Source organism: Enterococcus sp. ARL09-542 (genome assembly GCF_005234805.1).
GTDB classification, from domain to species: domain Bacteria; phylum Bacillota; class Bacilli; order Lactobacillales; family Enterococcaceae; genus Enterococcus_D; species Enterococcus_D gallinarum.
In genome coordinates this window covers 437,772-460,403 of the sequence record NZ_QPQX01000001.1, presented here as the reverse complement: position 1 = coordinate 460,403, position 22,632 = coordinate 437,772, and the positions used below count along the sequence as shown (strand labels likewise).

Annotated in this window: 20 protein-coding genes; 2 read left to right on the top strand and 18 right to left on the bottom strand. The window is 41.5% G+C overall.

The window, feature by feature from the left end:
* Positions 1-440: 440 nt before the first annotated feature.
* From DVW06_RS02175 to DVW06_RS02155, 5 genes are all read right to left on the bottom strand, one after another.
* On the bottom strand, positions 441-1,211 hold the full coding sequence (locus tag DVW06_RS02175; RefSeq protein ID WP_005470884.1) for a C39 family peptidase: 771 nt from the start codon (positions 1,209-1,211) through the stop codon (positions 441-443).
* Between the two features lie 215 nt (positions 1,212-1,426).
* A complete protein-coding gene (locus DVW06_RS02170; RefSeq protein WP_003125974.1) occupies positions 1,427-2,041 on the bottom strand; it encodes a hypothetical protein in 615 nt (204 codons plus the stop codon).
* A 254-nt stretch (positions 2,042-2,295) separates the two neighbouring features.
* A complete protein-coding gene (rsmA, locus tag DVW06_RS02165; protein ID WP_003125972.1) occupies positions 2,296-3,198 on the bottom strand; it encodes a 16S rRNA (adenine(1518)-N(6)/adenine(1519)-N(6))-dimethyltransferase RsmA in 903 nt (300 codons plus the stop codon).
* Positions 3,195-3,770 (bottom strand): ribonuclease M5, encoded by a 576-nt coding sequence (rnmV, locus tag DVW06_RS02160; RefSeq protein WP_005470883.1) that lies wholly within the window; start codon positions 3,768-3,770, stop codon positions 3,195-3,197. The genes rsmA and rnmV overlap by 4 nt, the downstream gene beginning before the upstream one ends.
* Entirely contained in the window at positions 3,760-4,533 is a 774-nt protein-coding gene (locus tag DVW06_RS02155) for a TatD family hydrolase (protein ID WP_003125970.1), read from the bottom strand. Before DVW06_RS02155 ends, rnmV begins: the two co-directional genes overlap by 11 nt.
* Before the next feature lie 187 nt (positions 4,534-4,720).
* Between DVW06_RS02155 and DVW06_RS02150 the strand changes: the two genes are divergently transcribed.
* Both DVW06_RS02150 and DVW06_RS02145 read left to right on the top strand, forming a co-directional pair.
* The gene (locus DVW06_RS02150; RefSeq protein ID WP_005470882.1) at positions 4,721-5,401 is read left to right on the top strand and encodes a hypothetical protein; all 681 of its coding nucleotides are present in this window, start codon (positions 4,721-4,723) and stop codon (positions 5,399-5,401) included.
* A gap of 359 nt (positions 5,402-5,760) precedes the next feature.
* The gene (locus DVW06_RS02145; RefSeq protein WP_005470881.1) at positions 5,761-6,621 is read left to right on the top strand and encodes a metallophosphoesterase; all 861 of its coding nucleotides are present in this window, start codon (positions 5,761-5,763) and stop codon (positions 6,619-6,621) included.
* A 65-nt stretch (positions 6,622-6,686) separates the two neighbouring features.
* Here the strand turns inward: DVW06_RS02145 and DVW06_RS17640 are convergent, their stop codons facing one another.
* The 13 genes from DVW06_RS17640 to DVW06_RS02080 form a co-directional block, all read right to left on the bottom strand.
* Positions 6,687-8,444: a metal ABC transporter solute-binding protein, Zn/Mn family gene (locus DVW06_RS17640; protein WP_081842086.1), complete on the bottom strand. Its 1,758-nt coding sequence runs from the start codon at positions 8,442-8,444 to the stop codon at positions 6,687-6,689.
* Position 8,445: 1 nt separating this feature from the next.
* Positions 8,446-9,168, bottom strand: a complete 723-nt coding sequence (locus DVW06_RS02135; RefSeq protein WP_137264361.1) for a metal ABC transporter ATP-binding protein — start codon at positions 9,166-9,168, stop codon at positions 8,446-8,448.
* Positions 9,169-9,509: 341 nt separating this feature from the next.
* A complete protein-coding gene (locus DVW06_RS02130; protein WP_021150098.1) occupies positions 9,510-10,475 on the bottom strand; it encodes a D-2-hydroxyacid dehydrogenase in 966 nt (321 codons plus the stop codon).
* Complete coding sequence (locus tag DVW06_RS02125; RefSeq protein WP_003125964.1) at positions 10,472-11,791, bottom strand: APC family permease; 1,320 nt, start codon at positions 11,789-11,791, stop codon at positions 10,472-10,474. Before DVW06_RS02125 ends, DVW06_RS02130 begins: the two co-directional genes overlap by 4 nt.
* Positions 11,792-11,904: 113 nt before the next feature.
* Positions 11,905-13,116 carry an MFS transporter gene (locus DVW06_RS02120; RefSeq protein WP_137264360.1) on the bottom strand — a complete coding sequence of 404 codons (1,212 nt, stop codon included), beginning with the start codon at positions 13,114-13,116 and terminating at the stop codon, positions 11,905-11,907.
* Between the two features lie 367 nt (positions 13,117-13,483).
* Positions 13,484-14,068 carry a YczE/YyaS/YitT family protein gene (locus DVW06_RS02115; protein WP_021150101.1) on the bottom strand — a complete coding sequence of 195 codons (585 nt, stop codon included), beginning with the start codon at positions 14,066-14,068 and terminating at the stop codon, positions 13,484-13,486.
* Positions 14,069-14,175: 107 nt separating this feature from the next.
* A complete protein-coding gene (locus DVW06_RS02110) occupies positions 14,176-15,666 on the bottom strand; it encodes a response regulator transcription factor (protein WP_131732053.1) in 1,491 nt (496 codons plus the stop codon).
* Complete coding sequence (locus DVW06_RS02105) at positions 15,650-17,395, bottom strand: sensor histidine kinase (protein WP_137264359.1); 1,746 nt, start codon at positions 17,393-17,395, stop codon at positions 15,650-15,652. Before DVW06_RS02105 ends, DVW06_RS02110 begins: the two co-directional genes overlap by 17 nt.
* Positions 17,388-18,008 carry a YesL family protein gene (locus tag DVW06_RS02100; protein ID WP_021150107.1) on the bottom strand — a complete coding sequence of 207 codons (621 nt, stop codon included), beginning with the start codon at positions 18,006-18,008 and terminating at the stop codon, positions 17,388-17,390. Before DVW06_RS02100 ends, DVW06_RS02105 begins: the two co-directional genes overlap by 8 nt.
* A 206-nt stretch (positions 18,009-18,214) precedes the next feature.
* The gene (locus tag DVW06_RS02095; protein WP_003125956.1) at positions 18,215-19,687 is read right to left on the bottom strand and encodes an ABC transporter substrate-binding protein; all 1,473 of its coding nucleotides are present in this window, start codon (positions 19,685-19,687) and stop codon (positions 18,215-18,217) included.
* 22 nt (positions 19,688-19,709) lie between these two features.
* Positions 19,710-20,630, bottom strand: a complete 921-nt coding sequence (locus tag DVW06_RS02090; RefSeq protein ID WP_003125954.1) for a carbohydrate ABC transporter permease — start codon at positions 20,628-20,630, stop codon at positions 19,710-19,712.
* 13 nt (positions 20,631-20,643) lie between these two features.
* Positions 20,644-21,525 carry an ABC transporter permease gene (locus tag DVW06_RS02085; protein ID WP_086269301.1) on the bottom strand — a complete coding sequence of 294 codons (882 nt, stop codon included), beginning with the start codon at positions 21,523-21,525 and terminating at the stop codon, positions 20,644-20,646.
* 248 nt (positions 21,526-21,773) lie between these two features.
* Complete coding sequence (locus DVW06_RS02080; protein ID WP_005470873.1) at positions 21,774-22,631, bottom strand: ROK family protein; 858 nt, start codon at positions 22,629-22,631, stop codon at positions 21,774-21,776.
* Position 22,632: the final 1 nt, after the last annotated feature.

Here is a 22,632-nt window from a genome sequence, read left to right as displayed (position 1 = left end):
CAGTCGCAGTGATTCGGGACGTGGTGACTACGTTCCCTTCGGTCGCCTAGTACTGTTCATCATCTGCTCTGCCATGCTTTGCATGTCAGTCGCAGTGATTCACAGCAAAAAGTCGTCCCTTTTATCGTTAATGTAACGATAAAAGGGACGACTGACTCGTGTTACCACCCTAATTCGTGCTGCCTTTGCAGGCGTGCACCTCAACAGTACCAATGATACTTGGCGCGTTATCGGGCGCATACCGTCTATTTGGCGTGAACCAAATAAAAACTCAGAGCTCATCTTCAACGCCTGTCTCATGTCTCCTTTTTCACCAACCGGAGTCTCTGTACCTTCAACGTAGCGCTTACTCTTCTCTTCAACGTTTCATCTCTATTTGTAATTTCTAAGAATTATAATCGTTCTTTCATTCAATGTCAATCCGCTTTTAAGACTTTGGCTTATTTCTTTGAAAGATAGAGATATTGTTGATCCATTTGTTCATAGATTTCTTGCAGATCATCTCGTGAGACTTCACGATCCTTGTAGCCATAAGGATCGTTGACATACATTTTGTCTCCATCTATTCCAGTAATAACAACGGAATGGATCAATGTCGTTTCGTAGATCATTCCCGATTGCGTCGGCCACTCAAAAAAATCAGCATTGGTTGGTACTTGCAATTCAAGGGTAGCAATCATCCAGATAGGCGTGCCCTGCTCCAAAACTTCAATAATCTCATCAAAAGATTTGTCTCGACCACTTACCACTTGATAGGAAGCCCCTACCATCTGGCTCGCAACTTTGGCGATTGGCTCTACCGCAACCCCCATTGCTCCATCGCCGCCATAAATATTCCCAACAAAACCTTCTCGTGGGTCTCCTCGATGAGTTTCATCTGCGTAAACAGGGACATAGTCTAATTTGGCAGCCAGCTCATTTTTATTTGTATCATACCCGTAGAAATTCAACAGCATGGATAAAGCAGTGACTTCACAGCCATTTCCTAAATATTCTGGATCAAATTGGCTTTCCAATGGTACATCTAATCGAATCACGGGCTCTTCTTTTTCTGCAGTCAGATCCAGTCCTGATATCGAAGTCACCGATTGTGCCGCTTGTTCTTGCTTCTTCACATAAGGAGTTGCTCCAGCTTTATCATAGAAAAGCCAGATAAAGAACAAACTAAAGGTGAGCAGACCTAAAAGCAAACTAATGCTTTTCTTTTTCATCAGTTTACTCCTTTCTTCTTTGACTATTATACCTTGAATGTCAAAGGAACGAAAAGAATTTATGTTTTAGAACCATAATTTAGGAAAACAATGCTTCTCAAAGCGTTGAATCCAATGATTTAGACCATCCCTAAATGAGCATAAAAAGAAGCTAAGAGAACATGGAGAAAGTTCCCCTAGCATTTACCATTACGCTTTGTATTTGTTGTCTAATTCTAAGAAAGGACTTGTTTCTTTTTTCCTAGTAATAGTTTTTTTGCGCTTGAAAAGGAACGAATATCGAACTGTTTGCTTAGTGCCCCGGCAACAAAATAGGCTAAGTTATAATCTATCAAACTATGGATCAAGCCACCGATACCCATCAAGACAAACAAGAAGTAGTAAAAATTGCCATCAAACGCGGTGCCTGGTACATTGCCGGTAAAATAGAAAACAGCTACAACAAGCATTTCCACAATAGAATGGATAAGGCCAATCACAAGATTAAAGGCTTGAAAACGAGCATTGAATAATGTTGGCTTGCCGTTCTTTAATAAAATACTTGGATTTTTTTGTAAATAAAATGCCCCGATCACGGCAAAAACAACGTGCGACAATGCCCGCAAAGCAATGATCGGCGGTAATGTGATAAAAAAGCCAAATGTGGTACCTAAAGCTACTGCTATCGCCATCCCTGGTGAAAAGAACATCGCCACAAACAATGGCACATGGCTAGCTAAAGTAAAGGAAGCCGGCCCGATGACGATCTTGGGCATCACCATTGGAATAACGATTCCCATACCAATCAAAAGTGCTGCAATCGTTAAATGACGTACTGAATGTTTCTTCATGAATAATTCCTCCTTCAATGTGTCTTGACACATTTATCTCGCTCATTGTAGCTTGAAAACACCAAGGTGTCAAGACACAAAAAAACAGGACGATGACCTAAGTATGAACAGACAAAAATACCTGAAGGAGATAAGGTAGCGAATTCTGTTAAAAGTGCCCCTTGAACCAACGATACGGTTGGAATAGGTCCTTTCCCCTTTCCTTCAGATATTCAGTTTGTTGCCTCACTTATGCCACAGCCCCTGCTGTTTCATTATTCATTTATTTCAAGTCCCTTTTTGTGCGCCAGCATTTCATTGCTCAAACGTGCGAATTCTGCTAATGACAATGTCTCTCCGCGACGAGTTGGATCAATTTCACTGGCAGCTAAACTCGCTTTAAGCCATTCTTTCGTTTTTTCATCTTTTCCATAGGAATTCTGCAGGTTATTCCACAACGTTTTCCGTCGTAATTGGAAGGCTGCCTTCGTCAACTTGAAGAATTCTTTTTCATCTGTTACTTCAACCGCAGGAGTTGCACGACGAGTCAGCTTCAAGATTGCGGAATCCACATTTGGTTGGGGCACAAAAACCGTCTTAGGGACAATGAAAGCAAGCTCTGCTTCCATGTAGTATTGGACAGCGATCGATAAAGAGCCATACGCTTTCGTTCCTGGAACAGCTGAAATACGGTCAGCCACTTCTTTTTGCATCATGACAACCATTTCTTGGATTGGTGCCTGTGATTCTAAGAAATGCATCATGATCGGCGTCGTAATATAGTAAGGAAGATTCGCTACGACTTTGATTGGCCGCTCATCGGTAAAAGCTTCTCTGATCATTGTAGACAAGTCTGCTTGTAAAACATCTTGATGAATCACTTGAATGTTCGAATAAGGAGCCAATGTATCTTGTAAAACTGGAATCAAACGGTCATCAATCTCAAAAGCCAGGACTTGACGCGCATGTTTCGCCAATTGCTCGGTCAGAGCGCCGATCCCCGGTCCGACTTCTATCACATTTGTTTGATCATCGATTGCAGCAGTCGCAACGATTTTGCGCAAAATATTAGGTTCAGTCAAGAAATTCTGCCCCAGGCTCTTTTTGAAGGTAAAGCCATGTTTTGCTAATATTTCTTTCGTTCTTGATGGGGTTGCAATATCCCTTTGTTCTTTCACAATTCTTCCTCCACTATCTTCATTGCTTCAGCCAATTCTGTTTCAGTAATCCGAAACATGGCAAGACGTTTTTCCAACTGTTTGGCATTCGTATAACCGATTCGTAAAACATCTCCGAGTTTTTCCCGTTTTGCTCGTGCTTGCTCACCAGCAATCAGCCCATAGCTTGCTAAAACTTGACGAGAAATTTTCTCACTCTCGTCTTCATCTTGCTGACTGACTGGCGTGACGACTTTGCGAAGTGCTTCTCTAAGCGCTTCATCACTAGCGTGTTCCACACCTAAACTGCCCTTTTTCTTTGGTGCAGCTTGGCTTCGAGGCAAAAAGGCATGTTGGGCAGCCGGGACAGCTTCCATTATGATTTTACGAATTTTTTCACCCGAAAAATCAGGGTCCGTAAAAACGATCACGCCACGAGTCTCTTGGGCATGTTCAATTTGACTTAAGATGGTTTCGTCAATCGCTGATCCGATCGTTTCAATCGTATCGACATCAAACACTTCTTGCAATCGGCGCGTATCGTCTTTCCCTTCGACGACAATGATCTCTTCGATTCTCCATCTATCCTTCATAAAGGTTGAACAACTTCTCAGCATTGATACACGTTTGCTTGGCGACTTCCTCAAAAGACATCTGACGCAGTTCCGCGATTTTTTCGACTACATAGCGGGTATACCCTGGTTCATTGCGTTTTCCTCGGTAAGGCATTGGTGCAAGATAAGGTGCATCAGTTTCGACTAATAGACGATCGATCGGAACCACTTGCGCAGCTTCTTGGACATCCAACGCCTTTTTGAAGGTCACTACACCACTAAATGAAATGTGCATACCTAGATCCAAAAAGCGCTTTGCCCATTCGCCATCACCACTGAAACTATGCATGATGCCGCCGATATCAGTGATTTTTTCTTCTTTTAAAATCTGGTACGTGTCTTCGATCGCTTCTCGGGTATGAATACTGATAGGTAAATGCATCTCTTTAGCGATCGCGATTTGCCGACGAAAGACAGCCGATTGTACCTCTTTTGGATCTTCCATCCAATGATAGTCCAGTCCAATTTCTCCTAAAGCTACAACTTTGGGTTGTGTCAGGCGCTCTTGGATGAATGCCTCAATCTCTTTTGTGTAAGATCCCGCTTCTGTTGGGTGCCATCCAATGATACTGTATATCCCATCATATTCTTGACTTAATGCCAATGACTTTTCAATCGTAGGTTGATCAAATCCGACAACTGCCATTTTCGTTACTCCTAGCTCGTGAGCTCTGGCAATCGTTTCGGGAATCTCTTCATTAAATTGTTCTGCATTTAAATGTGTATGTGAATCAAAAATCATAAAACTTCCTCCTTGTTTCCTCTATACTCTAGCATATTTTGCGGCTTTAAGAAACGAATCCTTCTTGTTTTTTCATTTGCTAAAGAAAGTTTTCAGCAATCAAGAAAAATCAGCCCAAAGGTGGAGGGAGAAAAAAAGCCAGTCGATTATAATAGACCTATGATCCATCAGATTCGGAGGTGAAAAGATGGAAAAATCAAAACCATTTACAAAATGTACTTTACGGCAACGCTATCACTATTATCGTCAGCAAAATGCTCATCAACAATTTAACGGGAATTTTCAACAAAACTTCCAAAAAGATTTCCCAAGTTTTGCTAACTGGCTTAAATTGCAGCAAAAGCCGATTGCCAAAGATCAAACAGCGACATTTTCTCACTGGTTCTTACTGATTCTATTTAGTTTAGTGACTGTAGCCACATTTACCCAACAGCTCTTATTTCTTTTATTTGTTTTTGTCATTGCAGCACTAGTCAAAGGTCCTGGAATGATTCTCTGGGGAGTTGTCTATTCGTTTCTAGTGACACTCTTTCCTCCTCTTGGTTTGTTGCTTTCAGCGCTTTTCTTTCTGCTCACTCTCAGGCAGTTGACAAGAAACTTGACCTTTATTTTTACAGCTGTGTACTTTTACAGCTACCCTTTCTTGATCACAGCGATTCATCATTTTACAACATTCGATGATCAATGGATCATGATTGCAGCGGTTATTTTTGCCTTGATCAGCGGGCATCTTTTGTTTAAGCGAAATTATCAGTTTGCCTCTAGTAAAGCAGTTGCTTGGCGACTGATCACCACTCCTTATGATTGTTTGACTGCATTGATTCCTTCAAAGAAAGGACGCCGATTACAACGACTGCGAAACAAATGATTTTTCGGAACCTAAAGCTTGATTCCACGCTGACATTGAAACTGATTTGCCAACATTTAAGATCCATGCCTAGTGGAAAAGGACGCGGACATGAACACTTAGACTTCCTACAAAGGGCTTCTGCAATGCAGGAGCCCTTCGCCTATTATTTAAGATGTGCTTGACTGCTGCTCTTGTTATCTAAGCTGGATATTTTCATCGTTAAACAAAAACAATGGAAAAAGTAAATTTGTTTTTTTATTTTTTGAAAATCAATAAAAAAAAGGAAAAAAATTTTTACTGAATGTCTTTTGTTTGATTGCTTTTTTGGGGTGAATCTACTATGCTATTAGTTAGCTAAACAAAAAAGGAGACCCGCTATGCTGACCTTCATTTTTATCTTTTCCTTCCTTGTGGGCTTGCTTTTTTACGCCTTTATTATTGAGCCGCGCCGATTAAAACAGCGGCATTATTTGATCAAAAAAGAAAAGCAAACGGTCCTTGATATTTCCAAAGCCTATGATCTTTATCAAAATGAACAGAATGTAGTAGTCGCACATATCAGTGATCTACACTTTTCTCGTTGGTTCAAACCGCAACGCATCAATCGTATCATCCGTTCCACGATCTTAAACAAACCTGATTTGATCATCATCACGGGTGACTTGATCGACAATTACCGTAAGTGGCCTCACCGTTCAACCAGCCGCCTCATTGAAAAGTTAAAGAAATTGAATGCGCCAATGGGGAAAATCGCTGTATTAGGAAATCATGATCATTTGAATGATGGGCAATATTTTGTGAATGAAGTGTATGAAAACGCCAATTTCACCTTGTTGGACAATGAATCTGTATTTGGTTCTGATGAGAAAACCTCGATGAATATCGTAGGGATCGATAGTGCGAGCAAAAGCGCCCACTACCATTACGAGCCAACCTTAGCAGAATGGCAGATTCTCTTGATCCATGAACCTGACTATGTCTCTCGAGTAGACAACATTCGTGACTATGATCTCGTTCTATCCGGTCACAGCCATGGAGGCCAGATTCGTGTGCCCTTTTATCGTGCGAAAACGAAAGGCGCCCTCAAATACACAGATGGTCTCTATCTTTTGGCCGCGAACACACTTCTAAGTGTGTCCAATGGTGTGGGGACCACGGCGATTCCAGCGCGCTTTGCTGTGCCGCCAGAAATCACATACTATCATCTCGTGCCCGCCGAAAAACATGCTGTAGCCTAAAACAAGCTCTTAAGTGATCCTCCTATCTCGTTTGGATAGTTAGGATACTTAAGAGCTTGTTTTCGTTATTGGCGTAATCCGTTATAGATCGTCTCCAAATTCCACTTCATCATCGCATAATAACTATCGCCATCTTGTCCAGGTTCAGCGATGGAGTCTGTAAAGACAGTGCCGTAGATCGGAATACCTGAATCCCGAGACACGCTTTGCATTGGGCGAGTATTAACGCTACTCTCGACAAACAATGAAGGAACTGCCGATGCTTGCAATTGGTCGACTAAATTCTTGATCTGAGCAGGCGTTCCTTCTTCTTCGGTGTTGATTTCCCAGATATAAGCGGATGGCACACCATAGGCCTTCGAAAAGTACTTAAAGGCGCCTTCACTTGTCACGATCAATTTCTTTTCTTCAGGAATTGAAGCAAAATTATCTTTCGCTTGTTGGTCTAATTCGGAAAGCTGCTGCAGATAGTGTTCCAAGTTTTCTTGATAGCCCCCCTGATTTGCAGGATCTTTCTTACTCAATTGTTGGGCGATATTTCGCGCATAGATCATCCCATTTTCCAAATTAAGCCATGCATGAGGATCTGCCTTTGTATGATCAGCATCATCCGATAGATACAGGACTTCTACGCCATCACTGACGGCAAAATAATCTTCACCCGCTTTTTTGTTGGCGTTGTTCATTAATTTAGTAAACCAGCCGTTGCCGCCCGTCTCTAAATTCAAGCCATTATAAAATAGAATGTCTGCATCAGTGGCTTTTTGGACATCTTCTGACAGTGGTTCATATTCATGAGGGTCACGCCCTATAGGAACGATGCTGTGGAGATTGATTTTGTCCCCGGCGATGTTTTTGGTCATATCTGCTAAAATCGAATTGGTCACTACAACATTTAATTTGTCATCAACGGTTGCCGCCTGCTCTGCTTGCTGATAAATCAAGAATCCTCCTGCAACAGCGGCAGCAGAAACCATTGCCGTGGTCAGCCAGCGTTTGGCAGGACTCGTTTGTTGTTTTGGTGAAAAGAGAAATCCTAAGACAAACAAAACAGCTGCAGTGAGGACAATGCTTGATCCGGCTGCAATATTAAAGGAATAACCGATAAATAACCCAATCACAGAAGAAGCACCGCCTAGAATCCCTGCAATCACCATCATATGGCTAAGGCGTTTTGTAAATAAATAAGCAGTTGCTGCTGGCGTAACCAGCAAAGCTACAATCAAGATCGTACCGACACTTTGCATCGCAGTAACGGAAACTAGTGTCAAAAGCAGCATCAACAAGTAATGATATACCTGTACATTCATTCCAAAAGCTTTCGCCATCATCGGATCAAAAGAAGTGATCAGCAATGGCCGAAAGAAGATCATAATCAGTGCAATGACCAGTAAAGCAATCGCAATCGTGACCCATTTATCCCCCTCTTGGACTGCGAGCACATTTCCGAATAAGATATGAAACAAATCCGTAGAACTGTTAGCTACGCCAATCAAGATCACTCCCAAAGCTAAAAAGGAGCTGAAGGTGATCCCGATCGCCGTATCACTTTTGATCAAACTATTGTTAGAAATATAGGTGATAATGATCGATGCAAGAACACCAAAGAAAATTGCTCCAACAAAAAAGTTCACCCCTAAAATATAGGATAATGCTACTCCGGGAAGTACGGCGTGAGAAATGGCATCTCCCATCAATGACATTCCCCGCAAAATAATAAAACAACCAATCACCCCTGCAACAACACCGATCGCTACGGCGGTGATCAAGGCATTTTGCAGAAAATGGTAATGAACTAATCCATCAATAAACTGACTAATCATCTTAAGCCCCTCCTTTCACGATGATCGTATCGCCGAATGTTTCTTTCAAATTTGTTTCAGTAAAAACAGTCGTCGTCGGACCATATGCGATTAAATGCTGATTCATCATCACTAGTTCATCGAAGTATTCAGTCACTTTGCCTAAATCATGATGAACAATAAAAATTGTCTTTCCTTGTTGGCGAAATTCACGCAGAAGTCCTACAATAATTGCTTCACTCATCGCATCGATTCCTACAAATGGTTCATCTAAAAAAATGAATTCCGCTTCTTGCAGTAATGTGCGAGCGATCAATACTCTTTGGAACTGACCGCCAGATAGTTCGCCGATCTGCCGTTCAGCAAAGTCAGCCATTTGGACAGACTCCAATACAGCGGCGACTTTCTGCCAATCTTTGGCCGTTATTCGTTGAAACAGAGAAAGCTGCGGATAGAGTCCTAATGACACCACTTCTTTTACTGTAATCGGAAATGTATAATCGACTGCAGTCTTTTGTTCCACGTAGGCTATCTTTTTTTGGAACTTATTGAGTGCCATTCCATTCGATGTGACATGTCCTTCAGAAGGGATCAGCTGCAGTGCAGCTTTGATGAAGGTAGATTTTCCCGCACCATTCGGTCCGATGATCCCTACAATGGCCGGCTTATCAACACAGAAAGATACTCCAGAGACAGCTTGATTTTTCCCATCATAGCTGGCGGAAATTTTTGAAAATGTGATCATAGTTTGCGCTCCTTTACATTTATGTTAAAGTATCGTTTATTTATTTTTTAGGCATGCCTAATTTATTTCCAATTATACCGATTCTCCTGTTGAATGCAAGGGATTTTTTACACAAATAAAATCCAATTAGAAAAAATAAAGTGTCCCTTCAACTACCTTGCCCCTAGCAGATCGTTTTATTCATTCGCCGTTACTTTTAGTGTGACCAAACAAAAAAAAGTTTCCACTCCTTTGAGGGAAACTTTTTAAAAGAAAACTTTCTAATCAGCATTCGCTGTTTTTTTCAAAATTTGTGATGAAGAATCAACCTGGAGTACCAATTGTCGGCAATATACTCGTCACTACTCAGACACTACGTTGACTGGTTGATTCTCTAAGAAATGCTTATAATTTGAGACAGCGATAGCTAGCAATCGTTGCCGGGTCTCTAATGGTGCCCACGCAATATGCGGCGTCAAATAGCAGTTAGGCGCATGCAACAATGGATTGTCAGCCGTGATTGGTTCTTTCGAAACGACATCAGCTGCCAGAGCAGCAACTTGTCCAGCTGACAACGCTTCTGCTACTGCTTGTTCATCTAGTAATCCACCGCGAGCAGTGTTGATCAAGATAACATCCTTTTTCATTTGAGACAATGCACGGGCGTCAATCATCCTCTCAGTATCGGGAAATTGCGGCACATGGAGACTGATCACATCTGCTTGTTGAAAGAGTCTCTCCAACGAAACTTGTTCTGCCCATTCAGCCTGCGGCGTTTTTGGTCGATGATTGTAATAGATGACCTTCATTTGAAACGCATGAGCAATTTCAGCGACTGCCTGAGCAATCGCACCATAGCCGATCAAACCGATCGTCTTGTTGGCAATTTCAGTCAGTGGCGTTTGCCAATAAGAGAAATCGGGACTGTTTTGCCAATCTCCTTGATGGACGGATTGGTTGTGCCGCCCTACTTGATTCGTTACCTCAAGTAATAAAGCAAATGTAGCTTGCGCTACTGAATTCGTACTATAGCTGGGAATATTTGTGACGGTAATCCCTTGAGATGCTGCAGCTTGTAAATCCACAACATTGTAGCCAGTTGCCAGCACGCCGATATAATCGATGTTAGGGCATGCTTGTAGTATTTCCTTTGTAAGGGGCGTTTTGTTCGTAAAAACAGCCGATGCTTTGCCGATTCGCTCAATGATCTCCTTCGTATCTGTATAGGAAGTGCGATCATAAATCGTGATTTCCCCTAATCCAGCTAATGGCTGCCAATCTAAATCTCCTGGATTCAACGCATAGCCATCTAAAACAACAATTTTCATTTTTTTGCTCCTCTCTGTTGGAAATAAAAGACTGGAATCCCTAAACAGGTGATCAAAATACCGATCAATGCAAGCACAGGGGCCGTAAGGATCGTCATTATTAAAATGAATCCGCCCCCTAAAAGAGCAATGATCGGTGTGATCGGGTACAACGGAACCTTGTATGGACGATTGAGCTCAGGTGCTTTTTTTCTTAACAAGATCACACCTACAAACAATAATACACTAAAAAACCACATCACAAAAATCAACATATCCGTTAAGAGATCAAAACTACCCAACAACATCATTAAACACGCAATTGCTAATTGGAAAAAAACCGCCGCATAAGGAGCCTTGGTTTTATTTGTCAATTTAACAAAGGTCGAACTGAATGGAACTTCATTCTCGAGTGCCATGGCATAAGGCACCCGCAATCCGGTCATCGTATACCCATTGAGTGCGCCATAAACTGAAATCAAAATACCAATCGTCACTAGTTTGCCCCCAAAATCACCAAATAACTGCAATGCGGTTTCTGAAGCACTATTTAAGTTTCCAGCAATCTGTTCTAAGGGCAATGTTTTCAAGAAAACAAGATTGATCAGGAGATAAACCAAGGTTACAAAACTTAATCCAAAGATAATCGCTTTCGGAAGATCTTTTTCCGGCCGCTTCATTTCACCAGCAATATTCCCAACACCTAACCAGCCATCATAAGCGAAGAGAGTCGCTAGTAATGCACTGCTGATTCCTGCAATGATCGAACCATCACTTGTTGTAGAAAAATTGATTACCGAGACTGACACTCGTCCTGGTGTCATCAATCCCACTAAAACGATCAATGCGATGGGAATCAATTTGATTGATAATGTAAATGACTGTACGCCTGCGGCGGTTTTTGTCCCTAATAGATTGAACAAACTAACACTGGTACCGGTGATCAACGATAGCGGCAAGAGATAACTTGCGGGCAAATGAAACAGATTCAAACACTGAGTGGCAAAAATAATACTCAACGCTGCTATATTGGCAGGGAAATAAATAATGCTTTGAGCCCATCCTAGCAAGAAAGAAGGCAATTTCCCGTAAATTCGTTCAATGTAGCGAATAGGACCACCAGTTTCTGGTATTGCTGTTGCTAGCTCCGCTACCGTTAGTCCGCCACAGATCGTCAAACAGCCCGCAATCAACCACACAAGCAATGTTAAGCCAGAGGATTGCGTATGTTGGACCACTGCAGCCGCTTTAAAGAACACCCCGGCTCCAATCACAGTTCCCATGACTGTCGAAAGTGCTCCGAAAAAAGTGATTTCTTTCTTTAGTTGACTCTTCAAATACTCACGCTCCTTTTTTTGACTAAATCAAAGTATAGCGGATAGATGCTTTGTTGGCTAGAGTGATTCGTTTGGACCACAAAAAAACAGCTGCTTTTCAACAGCTATCCCTCTTATTTATTTACTGTTGAAACCAAAACTTGTGTACGCCTTTGGTGCATTCGTTTCACTAAGAAAACTGCAAGCAACAAGATCAAAGGAAAGATCCCCGCTCCCAAAATTCCTTGCTGCAAACCTTTGTCGCTGCCTTCTGCCAACAAACCGACCAATGAAGGTCCCAATGAACAACCTAAATCACCCGCTAAGGCTAGGTAAGCAAACATTGCTGTACCTCCATTACGAATGTATTTTGTCGTTAAACTAAAAATTCCCGGCCACAATATACCGACAGCAAATCCACTCAATCCACAACCGATAAAGCCTAGAATTGGGACACTTGATAACCCGATCAGCAAATACGCCACCAAGCATAGCAATAAGCTTGCAAACATAAATTTCCGTAGATCGATACGTTCGCCAAATTTCCCATAATACAGACGAGCAAGTCCCATCATGATCGCAAACAACATTGGTCCCGCAAGATCACCGACCGTTTTGGACACACCAAGTCCTTGCTCTGCAAAAGTGGATGCCCATTGACTAACTGATTGTTCACTTGCCCCGGCACAGACCATCATGACTAGAAACAGCCAAAAGCTTTTCAATGAGAACAGTTCACGATTCTTCAGTCCTACTTCGCCTTCTGCTACGATTGGTGCTAATGGAACTTGAGTAAAAACAACCAAATTGACCAGCGGTAAAATAGCCCAGATCAATGTAAGAAATGGCCAACGAGCAATACCGAAGACAAAGAAAAAGAGTGTTGAGACTAAGACGACCCCAACATATCCCCAACAATAAAACGAATGCAGCATACTCATGGTTTTTTCTTTATTCGGGGTTGGACAAGCTTCGACGATTGGGCTCACTAATACTCCCAGAAGTCCGCCACCAATTGCATAGAGGAAGACTGCCGTCAATAAACCGGTAAAAGGGGTCGGAAAGATAAGTGGAAAAACAGCCAACCCAATCAATCCTACAGCCGCAAAAAAATGCGCCGCGACAATCGAGATACGATAACCAATCCGATCGACAAAAAAGATCGCTGCAAAGTCCACACCCAGCTGCGTTAGAAAATTAAATGTAACCAAAAGCGTGATTTGACTTAGCGGAATCTGATACTGTGTTTGAAATGTCAAAAATAATAAAGGTGCAAAGTTATTGATGATTGCTTGAACAATATACCCAGCAAAGCAAGCAATGATCGTTCGTTGATAATTTTTCATTTTTACCTCCTCCAGATTTGTTTAGTATAGCAAGAGAACTTTCACAATCGCCATGGAAAATGCTATTCAAATTGCTAGAGTATGTTCTCTTTTTTGGTGTATTATCAGTTGAAAATTGCTCCCTACTGGTATTGCAAGTCAGATCTCAATAAAGTTAGTGGTGATAAGTGCTAGTATCATAAAAAAAACGAATCTCCCCTGCCGATTTCAGCAATCTGGAAATATCGTTTTTTTTTTGAAACACAACGATTGAAGATCTCTACTGGCTGAAGATCCTTGGTCATTGTACTAATTCTGTCCAAAAGTTCTTTTATTTTGAATAAGTTGTCCGAAAAGGATTATACTTGCGCTTTTCAGAGACAGCAGATTAGTTGGAATGTGCTGCCAGCATTTTGACTGTGGCTTCAAAAATTGGTCCAATAAAGATGATACAGAGCAATGTACCGATACCGACATTGGCACCCAAACCAAAGCCAATCAAGACCATCGCTGCATCCAAGCCGATCCGGATCGTCTTTTGGGTCAGCTTCGTACGTTTATAAATCAGCGCAGTTAGTGCTTCTAATGCTGCTGATCCTTGATTTGAAGAGACATAGATCCCTGCCCCAACGCCGAACAAGATGGGGGCGATGAAAATCGCCAACCAAGAATAGAATGGCAAATGAACAAAAATCTTATCCATAACCGGCTCAAAAATCCCAATCAGCAAACCAAGACCGATCCCATTGATATAACTGCCGATTCCAAGCTCCTGGCGATCGAAAATAGCTACGATCAATAAGACGACCAGATTAAAACATAGACTGGCGATCCAAAACGGAACAGACACATGATTCAAGATTCCCAGCAAAAATGTACTGATCGTATCATACCCCTGATGGGCAGTGATCAGCAATGAAATTGCTAACGCAATCAAACACGTACCTAACAAGATTTGCCAAATTTTTTTCACGACATCACTCTCTTTTCCAATTTAGTTTTCTAGACTCTCTTAGTGTACCTTGCCGTTTCAGAGATTACTACTATTTCTTTTATCTGTCTAAAAAACCCTTCAAGCGGTCAATCCAGTGATTCGTAACTTTGCTCATACTTCTCTCGAAATTCTTTTGGCGTCAGACCATTCAATTTCTTGAACATCTTTGAAAAATAATTCGTATTATTGTATCCGATCACATCGGCAATCTCATTAATTGTTTGTCTCGTATGCAGCAGAAGCTGCTGAGCTTTTTTGATCCGAATAAAATTGACGTATTGATTAAAGCTTAATTCCGTTTCTTTTTTGAACACTTGCCCCAGATAGACTACACTAACATGCAGAGCTTCGGCAGCCGATTTAACCGTCAGCTCTTGCGTATAGTGCTCTTCAATCATGCCAACCGCTTTTTGAACAATCTCAGAATAACGCTTTTGCTGAGGCTGGTCTTTGGCCAACTGCAAAATCTCGTTGAAGAGCTGACGCAGTACCTGGATCGTATTCGATGCTCGAATCCGAGTGATGATCCGATCATAATTTTCTCTAGTCAAAGCAGGGAACTGGCGGTAAATATCATTGAATAATAGAAAGGCTACGTAACGGACATGCTCAGGGTCAGCCTGCATCCCCTCGAGACTTGAAAAGATTTTGTCTAATTCATCTTGAACGGTTTTTGTATCCCCGATCGTCAATGCTTTATTGAAAGAAAGAAAAGGTAGCGCTTCGTTGCGGTCTAAGATATCGACTTGAATGATTTGTTCATTAAGCAGCAAATCCGGGTAAAAGATCTGCAGTGATTGGACTTGCTTGATTTTCTCATACCCTTTGTATAAGTTTTCCCATTCATTGATCGTTTCACTGACCACCAATTGCCAATTTCCTGCTAGAATCGCTGACAGTTCTTTGAGCAGACACCAGAGACGTTGACGTTCACCATAAAAAACGATCAGCAACTGATTCTCTCCCAATCGTCCTGGCAGTAGCAATGGCTGTTCTTTTTCGACAAAAAAACGAAACCCATTTTCTAAGATTTCAGGTGTCCCTGTCAGCTGTAGAATCGTATAAGGCGGATGGATGGGTTGTGTGGACTGTTCCAATAATAAGTGGTACTCACTTTCATTTAATTCATCATTCAGCCAAAGCAACAAGCTGGATTCTCGATACAAGTCATTTTGTTCATCGATTCGTTGCTGATGTGCCAGTTCCTCCGCAATTGCCTGCACACTTTCATAGAGTTCGACCTTGTTGACTGGCTTAACGAGATAATTTCGGACTCCTAACTGCATGCCTTGCTTCACAAATGCAAATTCTTGGTAACCAGATAAGATGATGGAAAAAAAGGTATTGCCTTTTGCCTGTGCTTTAGCGATCATATCAATCCCATTCATTTCCGGCATGCGAATATCAGTGATCAGTAGATCAATGGCTTGTGTTTCTAAATATTCCAACGCTTCAGAAGCGCTTTTAGCTGTGTGAACGACTTCAAAGCCTAATTCTTGCCAAGGAATGATCATCTTTAGGCCTTCTAGAATCATGTACTCATCGTCCACAAACATGGCTTTATATAAACTCATCATTCAACATCTCCTCATCGATCGCAATGGAAATCTTGAATCCGTGATTTTTTTCAGATTCAACTTCCATCTGATAATGATCGCCAAACATCCCCCTTAATCGTTCATGAACATTTTTCATGCCTATGGATGTTTGTACGACGACTCGGTCATCTGCAAGCTCTTGGCGGATCATCGCTAATTGCTCTGGATCTGCTCCTTTTCCGTTGTCCCGTACTTGCAAAAGAATCTTGCCATTTTGTCGGAAGGCTTTGATACTGATGGCATTATCATTTCGCTGATAGTCGATTCCATGCACAAAATAATTTTCTACTAAAGGTTGCAAAGTGAACTTAGGCAAGAGCAGATGTTTCAGATCTTCTTCGATAGTTACGTGATAGGCGATTTTATCCGGATACCTCATTTGATACAAGTAAACGTATTTCTCACAAAACGTCACTTCTTCTGCCAATGTTTTGATCTTTTCCTGTGTCGTATTGTTGCGCAAAAGTGCCGAAAAAGCGTATACGACATCCGCTAATTCTTCCTGCTGGCGGCTCAATGCGTACATCCGAATGTATTCGAGTGTATTGTATAAGAAATGAGGATTGATCTGAGCCTGCAATGCCCGCATATCCGCATCCCGCTGCTTGATTTCCAGGGTATAGATGTCCTCAATGTAGTCATTGATACTGCCTGTCATTTGATTGATCGCCTCGGCGATTGTTTTTAATTCTTGTTGAACCCCCGTGGTATCAATACGCTCATTAAAATCTCCGTGACTGACTTTTTGGGTTGCTTGAACGATCTGTTTGACCTGCTGGGTGTAACGCTTGAACGTACGATGCAAAATCAATAGCAGCACAAAAAGAATCAACGTACCGCAACCAAAAATCAACAATGTATAATTTAGGACATCCCGCCAAATCGCTTGCTTATCTAGTAAAACCAGCGTGATTTCTCCGTTGATATTCCCTTGTTTTTTTATGTAAAAATCATGGGACAATTTCGGCACGATCTCTTTTTGATTATTGGCCATTGCTTGATCGATTTTGTCGATCATCGCCTGATTCAGATTCGGTGCATCTTTATAGAGACGCTGTCCACTGCTTGTGTATATGAAACTTTTGGTACCGTGTTCTCTATTTTCATCACTACGATTAGCTAATACGTTTTCTTCATTAAATACCACAAACACTTGTCCCATTGGTTGCGCAAAATTACTCGGTTGTGCGATCGATCGCGCAAAATATAGGCGATTTTTCAATTGGATCTGGTCGCCCCGCAGTTTCTCTCCGTAAGGTCTGTCTGGTGTAGCAACTAAATATTCTTTGCTTTCATCCAATTGAACGATGATTTCTTCAATGTCAGGATGACTGCTGATCAAACGGTAAAGGATATTTGGCAGATAAATATTTTGTCCTGATTGTCGAAACATATCATTACTATAGGAAAAATAATCGGCGATCGATAACTGTAAATAGTTGCGCAATGATTCAAAGGTGGCATCCGAACTGGTGAATTCTCCTAATACTTCAGAAACAATCGTATTACGCTCTTGGATATACGTATCTAAATACGTGCTTGTTGCATCGACGAGTCGATTACTCATCCGAAACCGATCCACACCCGTATAGACACTCAACCCTAACATGATCAAAATCGAAATCAGAATCAACAAGGCACTATAAAGTTGCATCAATTGATTGATCAGGAAGTCACGCTTGAAAAGGGCTAAGATTCGTTTATTCATATTGCAGTTTTCCATCGATCAATGCACGGTCTTTCCGGGAAGCGGAATGGACCCATAATAAGATCAAACTGAAGGTACCAAATAAAAACAATCCTTTCATGCTCCAAGTAAACACCAAAATACCTACGAGACCAAAAATGACTTTAGCGAAGGTGCCAAAATTTAGAAATAAACTGACAAATGCCAGTTTGATCGTATTCAATAAAGAGGTTTCATAAATTGATTCAAACAATAAACTATACAAATACAGTAAAACCAAGAGACCACTTACTACTACTAGCAAAAAGTCGATCATCAGCCACAGTAGTCCTTGGATCTGACTGGAGAGATACAAATTATACGCTGCGATCGCCAACAAACCGAAAAATAAATAAAAACGGGCGTTGGCTCGCCAAAAGTTTTGCTTCCAGCAGCGAAGGGCCTTCCTAAACGTTTGGTCCTCGTAAGATAAGCCCTCTTCTTCGATCAAATCACTGATGGTTTGAAATGCCGGACCAACCCCAAACAAAACTGCGCCCATCATTGTAAACAATACGAAGAAAAGATTCAGTTTAATGACCGCCCAAATCAGACGAAAGGCCTTTACTAATCCTCCACTTGTTGTCTCTTTCATTCTTCCTCATCCCCTCTTGGTATTTGCCCGTTTTATTATAGCGTTTTTTTGTCACTTCTCAAAATGCGAATCTTTACTTTTTCTGACGCTTATCGCCGCTTATTCTATCTTATTCTATTATGTACAACAAATGAGGAGTGACGAAATCATTCATCGGCTACTCCTCATCTGCTCCTACGCGCAGTTGCTCCGCTTATTTTAACTAATTATTTTCCAGATTCACGGTATTCGTCGAATTGTTTTTGCATTTCATCACGAACTTTGTCCCAACCAGCTGTTTTCAATTCTTCCACTAGTTTTGGCACATTTTCTTCTGGATCGATGGTCCCTGTTGCTAGACTTGCTTTATAACGATTCATGACATTGGCGATGTTGGTGATTTCAGTCTTCACACTATCTGTTTTAAAGTTGAAACCTAGAATTGGTGATTCTTCGGCTTTAGCAATGTTTTCGTCACGTTCTTTGATCATTTCATCAGTGATCGATTCTTGCGTATACAAGATCATATTGTTCCCAGTATTCCATGCCGCCATGTGAGTGTTTGGTTTGTAGCCATCCAACAATTTGATTTTGTTATCTTGCCCTTCCACTTTTTCCCATGCTTCTCCTTCAACACCCCAGACAAGTCCATTCAACAATTCAGGGTCGCTGTTTAACAAACCAAGGAATTCGACAGCTTTTTCTTTGTTTTTAGAAACATTTGCCACCACAAAGTTCGCCATTTGGGCTTGCCCTGTTGATTTCAATTGTTTGGTAAGCGGACGAGAAATCAATTCGTGACCGGCAGCATTGTTCAAAATTGTATCGCCGTAATCCATTGGTCCTTGGGTTTCTTCACGCATGAACCAAGTATTTCCTTCTAATGGATAGCCAGTGGTATTGGTTGCGGCATCTGTTGGGATCAATCCTTCTTTATACCATTTGTGCATCAATTTCAAGTTTGCCATTTGTTCGTCATCTTCATATGGGTTGATGATTTTTGTAGTGTCTCCGTCAAGTTTGACCGCAAATGGATAGTCTTTCCCCATGACATAGTCATAGTTTCCTGAAATGTTGAAGGTTTGACCAATTGCGAAGCTGGCAATATTCGGTTCCTTCTCATGGAATTTTTTCAAGGCATCTTCTGCATCAGCATAAGAATTGATATTGCTGATATCAATGTCGTATTTATCGAGATATTGTTTGTTGAATGTCAATACTTGTTGCGCATACACGTTTCCATTAACAGGAAAGGCATACAGCTTGCCATCGATGGTGTTGCCTTTGATATATGCTTCATCTAATTGATCATAAGCTTCCTTAGCATATTTTGGTGCGAGGTCGGTCAAATCCGCATATGCTCCTTTTTGGGCATTTGCCACAAAATTAGATGCAAAAGAGATATCATAGTTCTCGCCAGAAGAAATGATCGTACTCATTTTTTGATCCCAATCGCCCCAGCCAATGTACTGTAGGTCGATCCGTGCATTGATTTTTTCCTCGATCCGTTTGTTGGCGATCTCCATCAATTGATCAAAGTTCTCTGGTTTGTCCCCGACTTGATACATCAACAAAGTCGTTACGCCATCCGCACTATTAGAATCAGAATCCGACGACTCCCCGTTTGACCCGCAAGCAGCTAAGCTCAACAGCATTGCTGAAGCGAATCCTGCAAACATTGTTTTTTTCCACGATTTCATTTGTTTTCCTCCTATATCCTTATTATTCTTTGACACCGCCAATTGTCAAGCCACCCACGAAATATCGTTGGAAAAATGGGTAAGTAATGGCAATTGGTAATGTTGCTACTACAACGATTGCCATCCGAGCAGTCTCGTTTGGCAATGCGGCCAATCCACCTTGAACTTGAGCAGCCATACCGGTACTTTTAGCTAAATAATCCAAGTTCGATTGAATCCGCATCAATAGTGCTTGTAACGGCACTAGTGAATCCTTTTGAATGTATAACAATGCATTGAACCAATCATTCCAGTAACCAAGTGCCGCAAATAAACTGATCGTAGCGATTCCTGGAACCGCTAATGGTAAGACGATCGAGATGAAAATCTTCATTTCGCTGGCACCATCGATCCGAGCTGACTCAATAATACTGTCTGGCACAGTCTTCTTGAAGAAAGTCCGCATCACTAAAATATTGAAAGGACCTAATGCAATCGGTAAAATCAATGCCCAAATCGTATCTTTTAATTGAATCAAATTAACCATTACTAGGTAATTGGCTACCATTCCTGGGGCAAAAAGCATCGTTACCAATGCAAAGAGCGTAAAGAATCGCCGAAATGGGAAATTGGAACGAGAAATCACATAGGCATACAGTGAAGTCATCGTTGCATTGATGACTGTCCCGAAGACGGTGATAAAGACGGAGATCCCAAATGCTTGAAAAATCTTACTGCTCATGGCGCCACTAAAGAGATAGCTATAGGCGGCAAAAGAAAATTCACCGGGCCAAAAGCGGTAGCCATTCTCAGCTAGCGAGGTTTCACTCGTCAGAGAAATTGCAATTACAAATAAAAATGGTAAGACACAAGAAAAGGCAAATAGCGCCAAAACAATATTGAAAATCAGGTTGACCGTTGGATTAAAGGAACGGACTTCGACCTTTGCTACTTTCTTTTTCATTCGTCCATCCTCCTTAGAATAATGCTGAATCTGGTTCTAATTTACGTACCACTAAGTTGGCAGCTAAGAGCAAGCACATACCCACTACGGATTGATAAAGTCCGGCGGCAGCAGTCATGCCAAAGTCACCTGTGGCCGTCAAGCCGTTATAGATGTAGGTATCTAAAACGGAAGAAACTTGATACAATGCACCTGAGTTGCGAGGAACTTGGTAGAATAGACCAAAGTCGGCCCGGAAGATCCCACCAATATTCAAAATCAATAAGACAGAGATCATCGGCAATAATTGCGGCAGTGTCACGTTTTTGATTTGCTGCCATTTATTGGCCCCGTCCACCATTGCTGCTTCATAATAGGTTTGATCGATACCCATCACCGATGCGTAATAAATGATACTGTTGTAGCCCAAGCTCTTCCAGACGTTCATGAAAACAAAGATAAATGGCCACCATTTTGGATCGGCATACCAGTTGATTCCTTCACCACCCATGTTGGTGATCCATTGATTGATAATTCCCTTGTCAGGGCTCAAAAAGGCATAGACAAAATAGGAAATAACTACCCATGAAAGAAAATAAGGCAGCAATGACATGGTATGATACACTTTGACCAATCGCTTGTTCCGCAATTCACTCATCACGATCGCAAAGGCGATGGCAAAAAATAGATTGAATGCTAGAAACACGATATTGTAAAGCAATGTATTTCTAGTGATCAGCCAAGCATCATTTGATGCAAATAAAAATTTGAAATTATCAAACCCGACCCACGGGCTCTGTTGCAGACTGGCAAAAAATCCGTCTGGTGAAAGACGAAAATCTTTGAATGCAACGACATTGACAAATACTGGAATATAGAAAAAAAAGATGAACCAAATGACACCGGGAAGTGCCATTAAGATAAGTGCTTTAAATTGCCACACATTTTTCCAAAATCCCTTTTTCTTCACATTTGATCAACTCCTTCTGCTATAAGAATAACGCTTTCATTGTGAATAATTAAGGAACAAACTAAAGATAAAAAGAAACAAATTAAAGATTTTGTCTTTTCTATTATCTTTTGTATGATTTTCCCCATCGATCAAAAGACAATTTTTCTTCACAAAAAAACAAGCAGCACGTATTGCTGCTTGTTTTACTTTTTTTATTGGGCTTCTTTTCCTAATAACAGACTGCCAATAATGCCGCTTTTGTTCGGCAGCCCCCAAGCAACAATGTATTCTGTGACTGTCGGTGTTTCCATGTAACCAGCCATTTGCTCAGTAAACTGATCGTGGATTTTCGTCAAAAGATGCGGTTGGTTCATCACTCCGCCTCCTAATACAATTCGATCAGGGGCAACTGTCAAAGTGATATTCACAAGTGCTTGCCCAATATAAAAGGCTTGTAAATCCCAAATCTCATGATCTTTTGGCAAATGTTGTCCTTTGATACCTGTCCGTGCTTCCAGTGAGGGACCAGCTGCTAACCCTTCCAGACAATCTTTGTGATAGGGACAGGTGCCGACATAATCGTCCTGCGGATGCCGTTTCACAAAAGTGTGCCCAACTTCCGGATGACCTGCGCCTTGGAAGATTTCCTCATTGATTACGATTCCAGCTCCAATACCAGTGCCAATAGTTAGATACACGCAGCTGCGCATTCCTTGTGCTGCACCTTGTTTCAGTTCCCCAAAAGCCGCAGCATTGACATCTGTCGTCCAGGCAAAACGAGTGGCGGGATACCGTTTTTTCAAAGTCCCTAAAAAATCAAACTGCTGCCAGCCTTTTTTGGGTGTTGCTAAGATTTTGCCATACGTTTCTTGTTGAGGATCGATCCCAATCGGACCAAATGATCCTACCCCCATGGTGGCTAAGGTGTACTTATCAAAAAAAGCAAAAATAGCAGCCATCGTTTCCTCTGGTGTCGTCGTAGGTAGTGAGCACTCATCAATGATAGATCGTTCATCAGCGACCGCACAATTCATTTTTGTTCCACCGGCTTCAATTGCACCATAAAACATC

Excerpts from the sequence above, each read along its gene's own strand:
- DVW06_RS02175 (WP_005470884.1), bottom strand. The coding sequence starts at position 1,211 with ATGAAAAAGAAAAGCATTAGTTTGCTTTTAGGTCTGCTCACCTTTAGT.
- DVW06_RS02135 (WP_137264361.1), bottom strand. The coding sequence starts at position 9,168 with ATGATCACATTTTCAAAAATTTCCGCCAGCTATGATGGGAAAAATCAA.
- DVW06_RS02145 (WP_005470881.1), top strand. The coding sequence starts at position 5,761 with ATGCTGACCTTCATTTTTATCTTTTCCTTCCTTGTGGGCTTGCTTTTT.
- DVW06_RS02110 (WP_131732053.1), bottom strand. The coding sequence starts at position 15,666 with ATGATGAGTTTATATAAAGCCATGTTTGTGGACGATGAGTACATGATT.
- DVW06_RS02100 (WP_021150107.1), bottom strand. The coding sequence starts at position 18,008 with ATGAAAGAGACAACAAGTGGAGGATTAGTAAAGGCCTTTCGTCTGATT.
- DVW06_RS17640 (WP_081842086.1), bottom strand. The coding sequence starts at position 8,444 with ATGATTAGTCAGTTTATTGATGGATTAGTTCATTACCATTTTCTGCAA.
- DVW06_RS02130 (WP_021150098.1), bottom strand. The coding sequence starts at position 10,475 with ATGAAAATTGTTGTTTTAGATGGCTATGCGTTGAATCCAGGAGATTTA.
- DVW06_RS02085 (WP_086269301.1), bottom strand. The coding sequence starts at position 21,525 with ATGGCACTTCCCGGTGTCATTTGGTTCATCTTTTTTTTCTATATTCCA.
- DVW06_RS02080 (WP_005470873.1), bottom strand. The coding sequence starts at position 22,631 with ATGTTTTATGGTGCAATTGAAGCCGGTGGAACAAAAATGAATTGTGCG.
- DVW06_RS02105 (WP_137264359.1), bottom strand. The coding sequence starts at position 17,395 with ATGAATAAACGAATCTTAGCCCTTTTCAAGCGTGACTTCCTGATCAAT.
- DVW06_RS02090 (WP_003125954.1), bottom strand. The coding sequence starts at position 20,630 with ATGAAAAAGAAAGTAGCAAAGGTCGAAGTCCGTTCCTTTAATCCAACG.
- DVW06_RS02170 (WP_003125974.1), bottom strand. The coding sequence starts at position 2,041 with ATGAAGAAACATTCAGTACGTCATTTAACGATTGCAGCACTTTTGATT.
- DVW06_RS02155 (WP_003125970.1), bottom strand. The coding sequence starts at position 4,533 with ATGATTTTTGATTCACATACACATTTAAATGCAGAACAATTTAATGAA.
- DVW06_RS02120 (WP_137264360.1), bottom strand. The coding sequence starts at position 13,116 with ATGAAAAATTATCAACGAACGATCATTGCTTGCTTTGCTGGGTATATT.
- DVW06_RS02095 (WP_003125956.1), bottom strand. The coding sequence starts at position 19,687 with ATGAAATCGTGGAAAAAAACAATGTTTGCAGGATTCGCTTCAGCAATG.
- DVW06_RS02150 (WP_005470882.1), top strand. The coding sequence starts at position 4,721 with ATGGAAAAATCAAAACCATTTACAAAATGTACTTTACGGCAACGCTAT.
- rnmV (WP_005470883.1), bottom strand. The coding sequence starts at position 3,770 with ATGAAGGATAGATGGAGAATCGAAGAGATCATTGTCGTCGAAGGGAAA.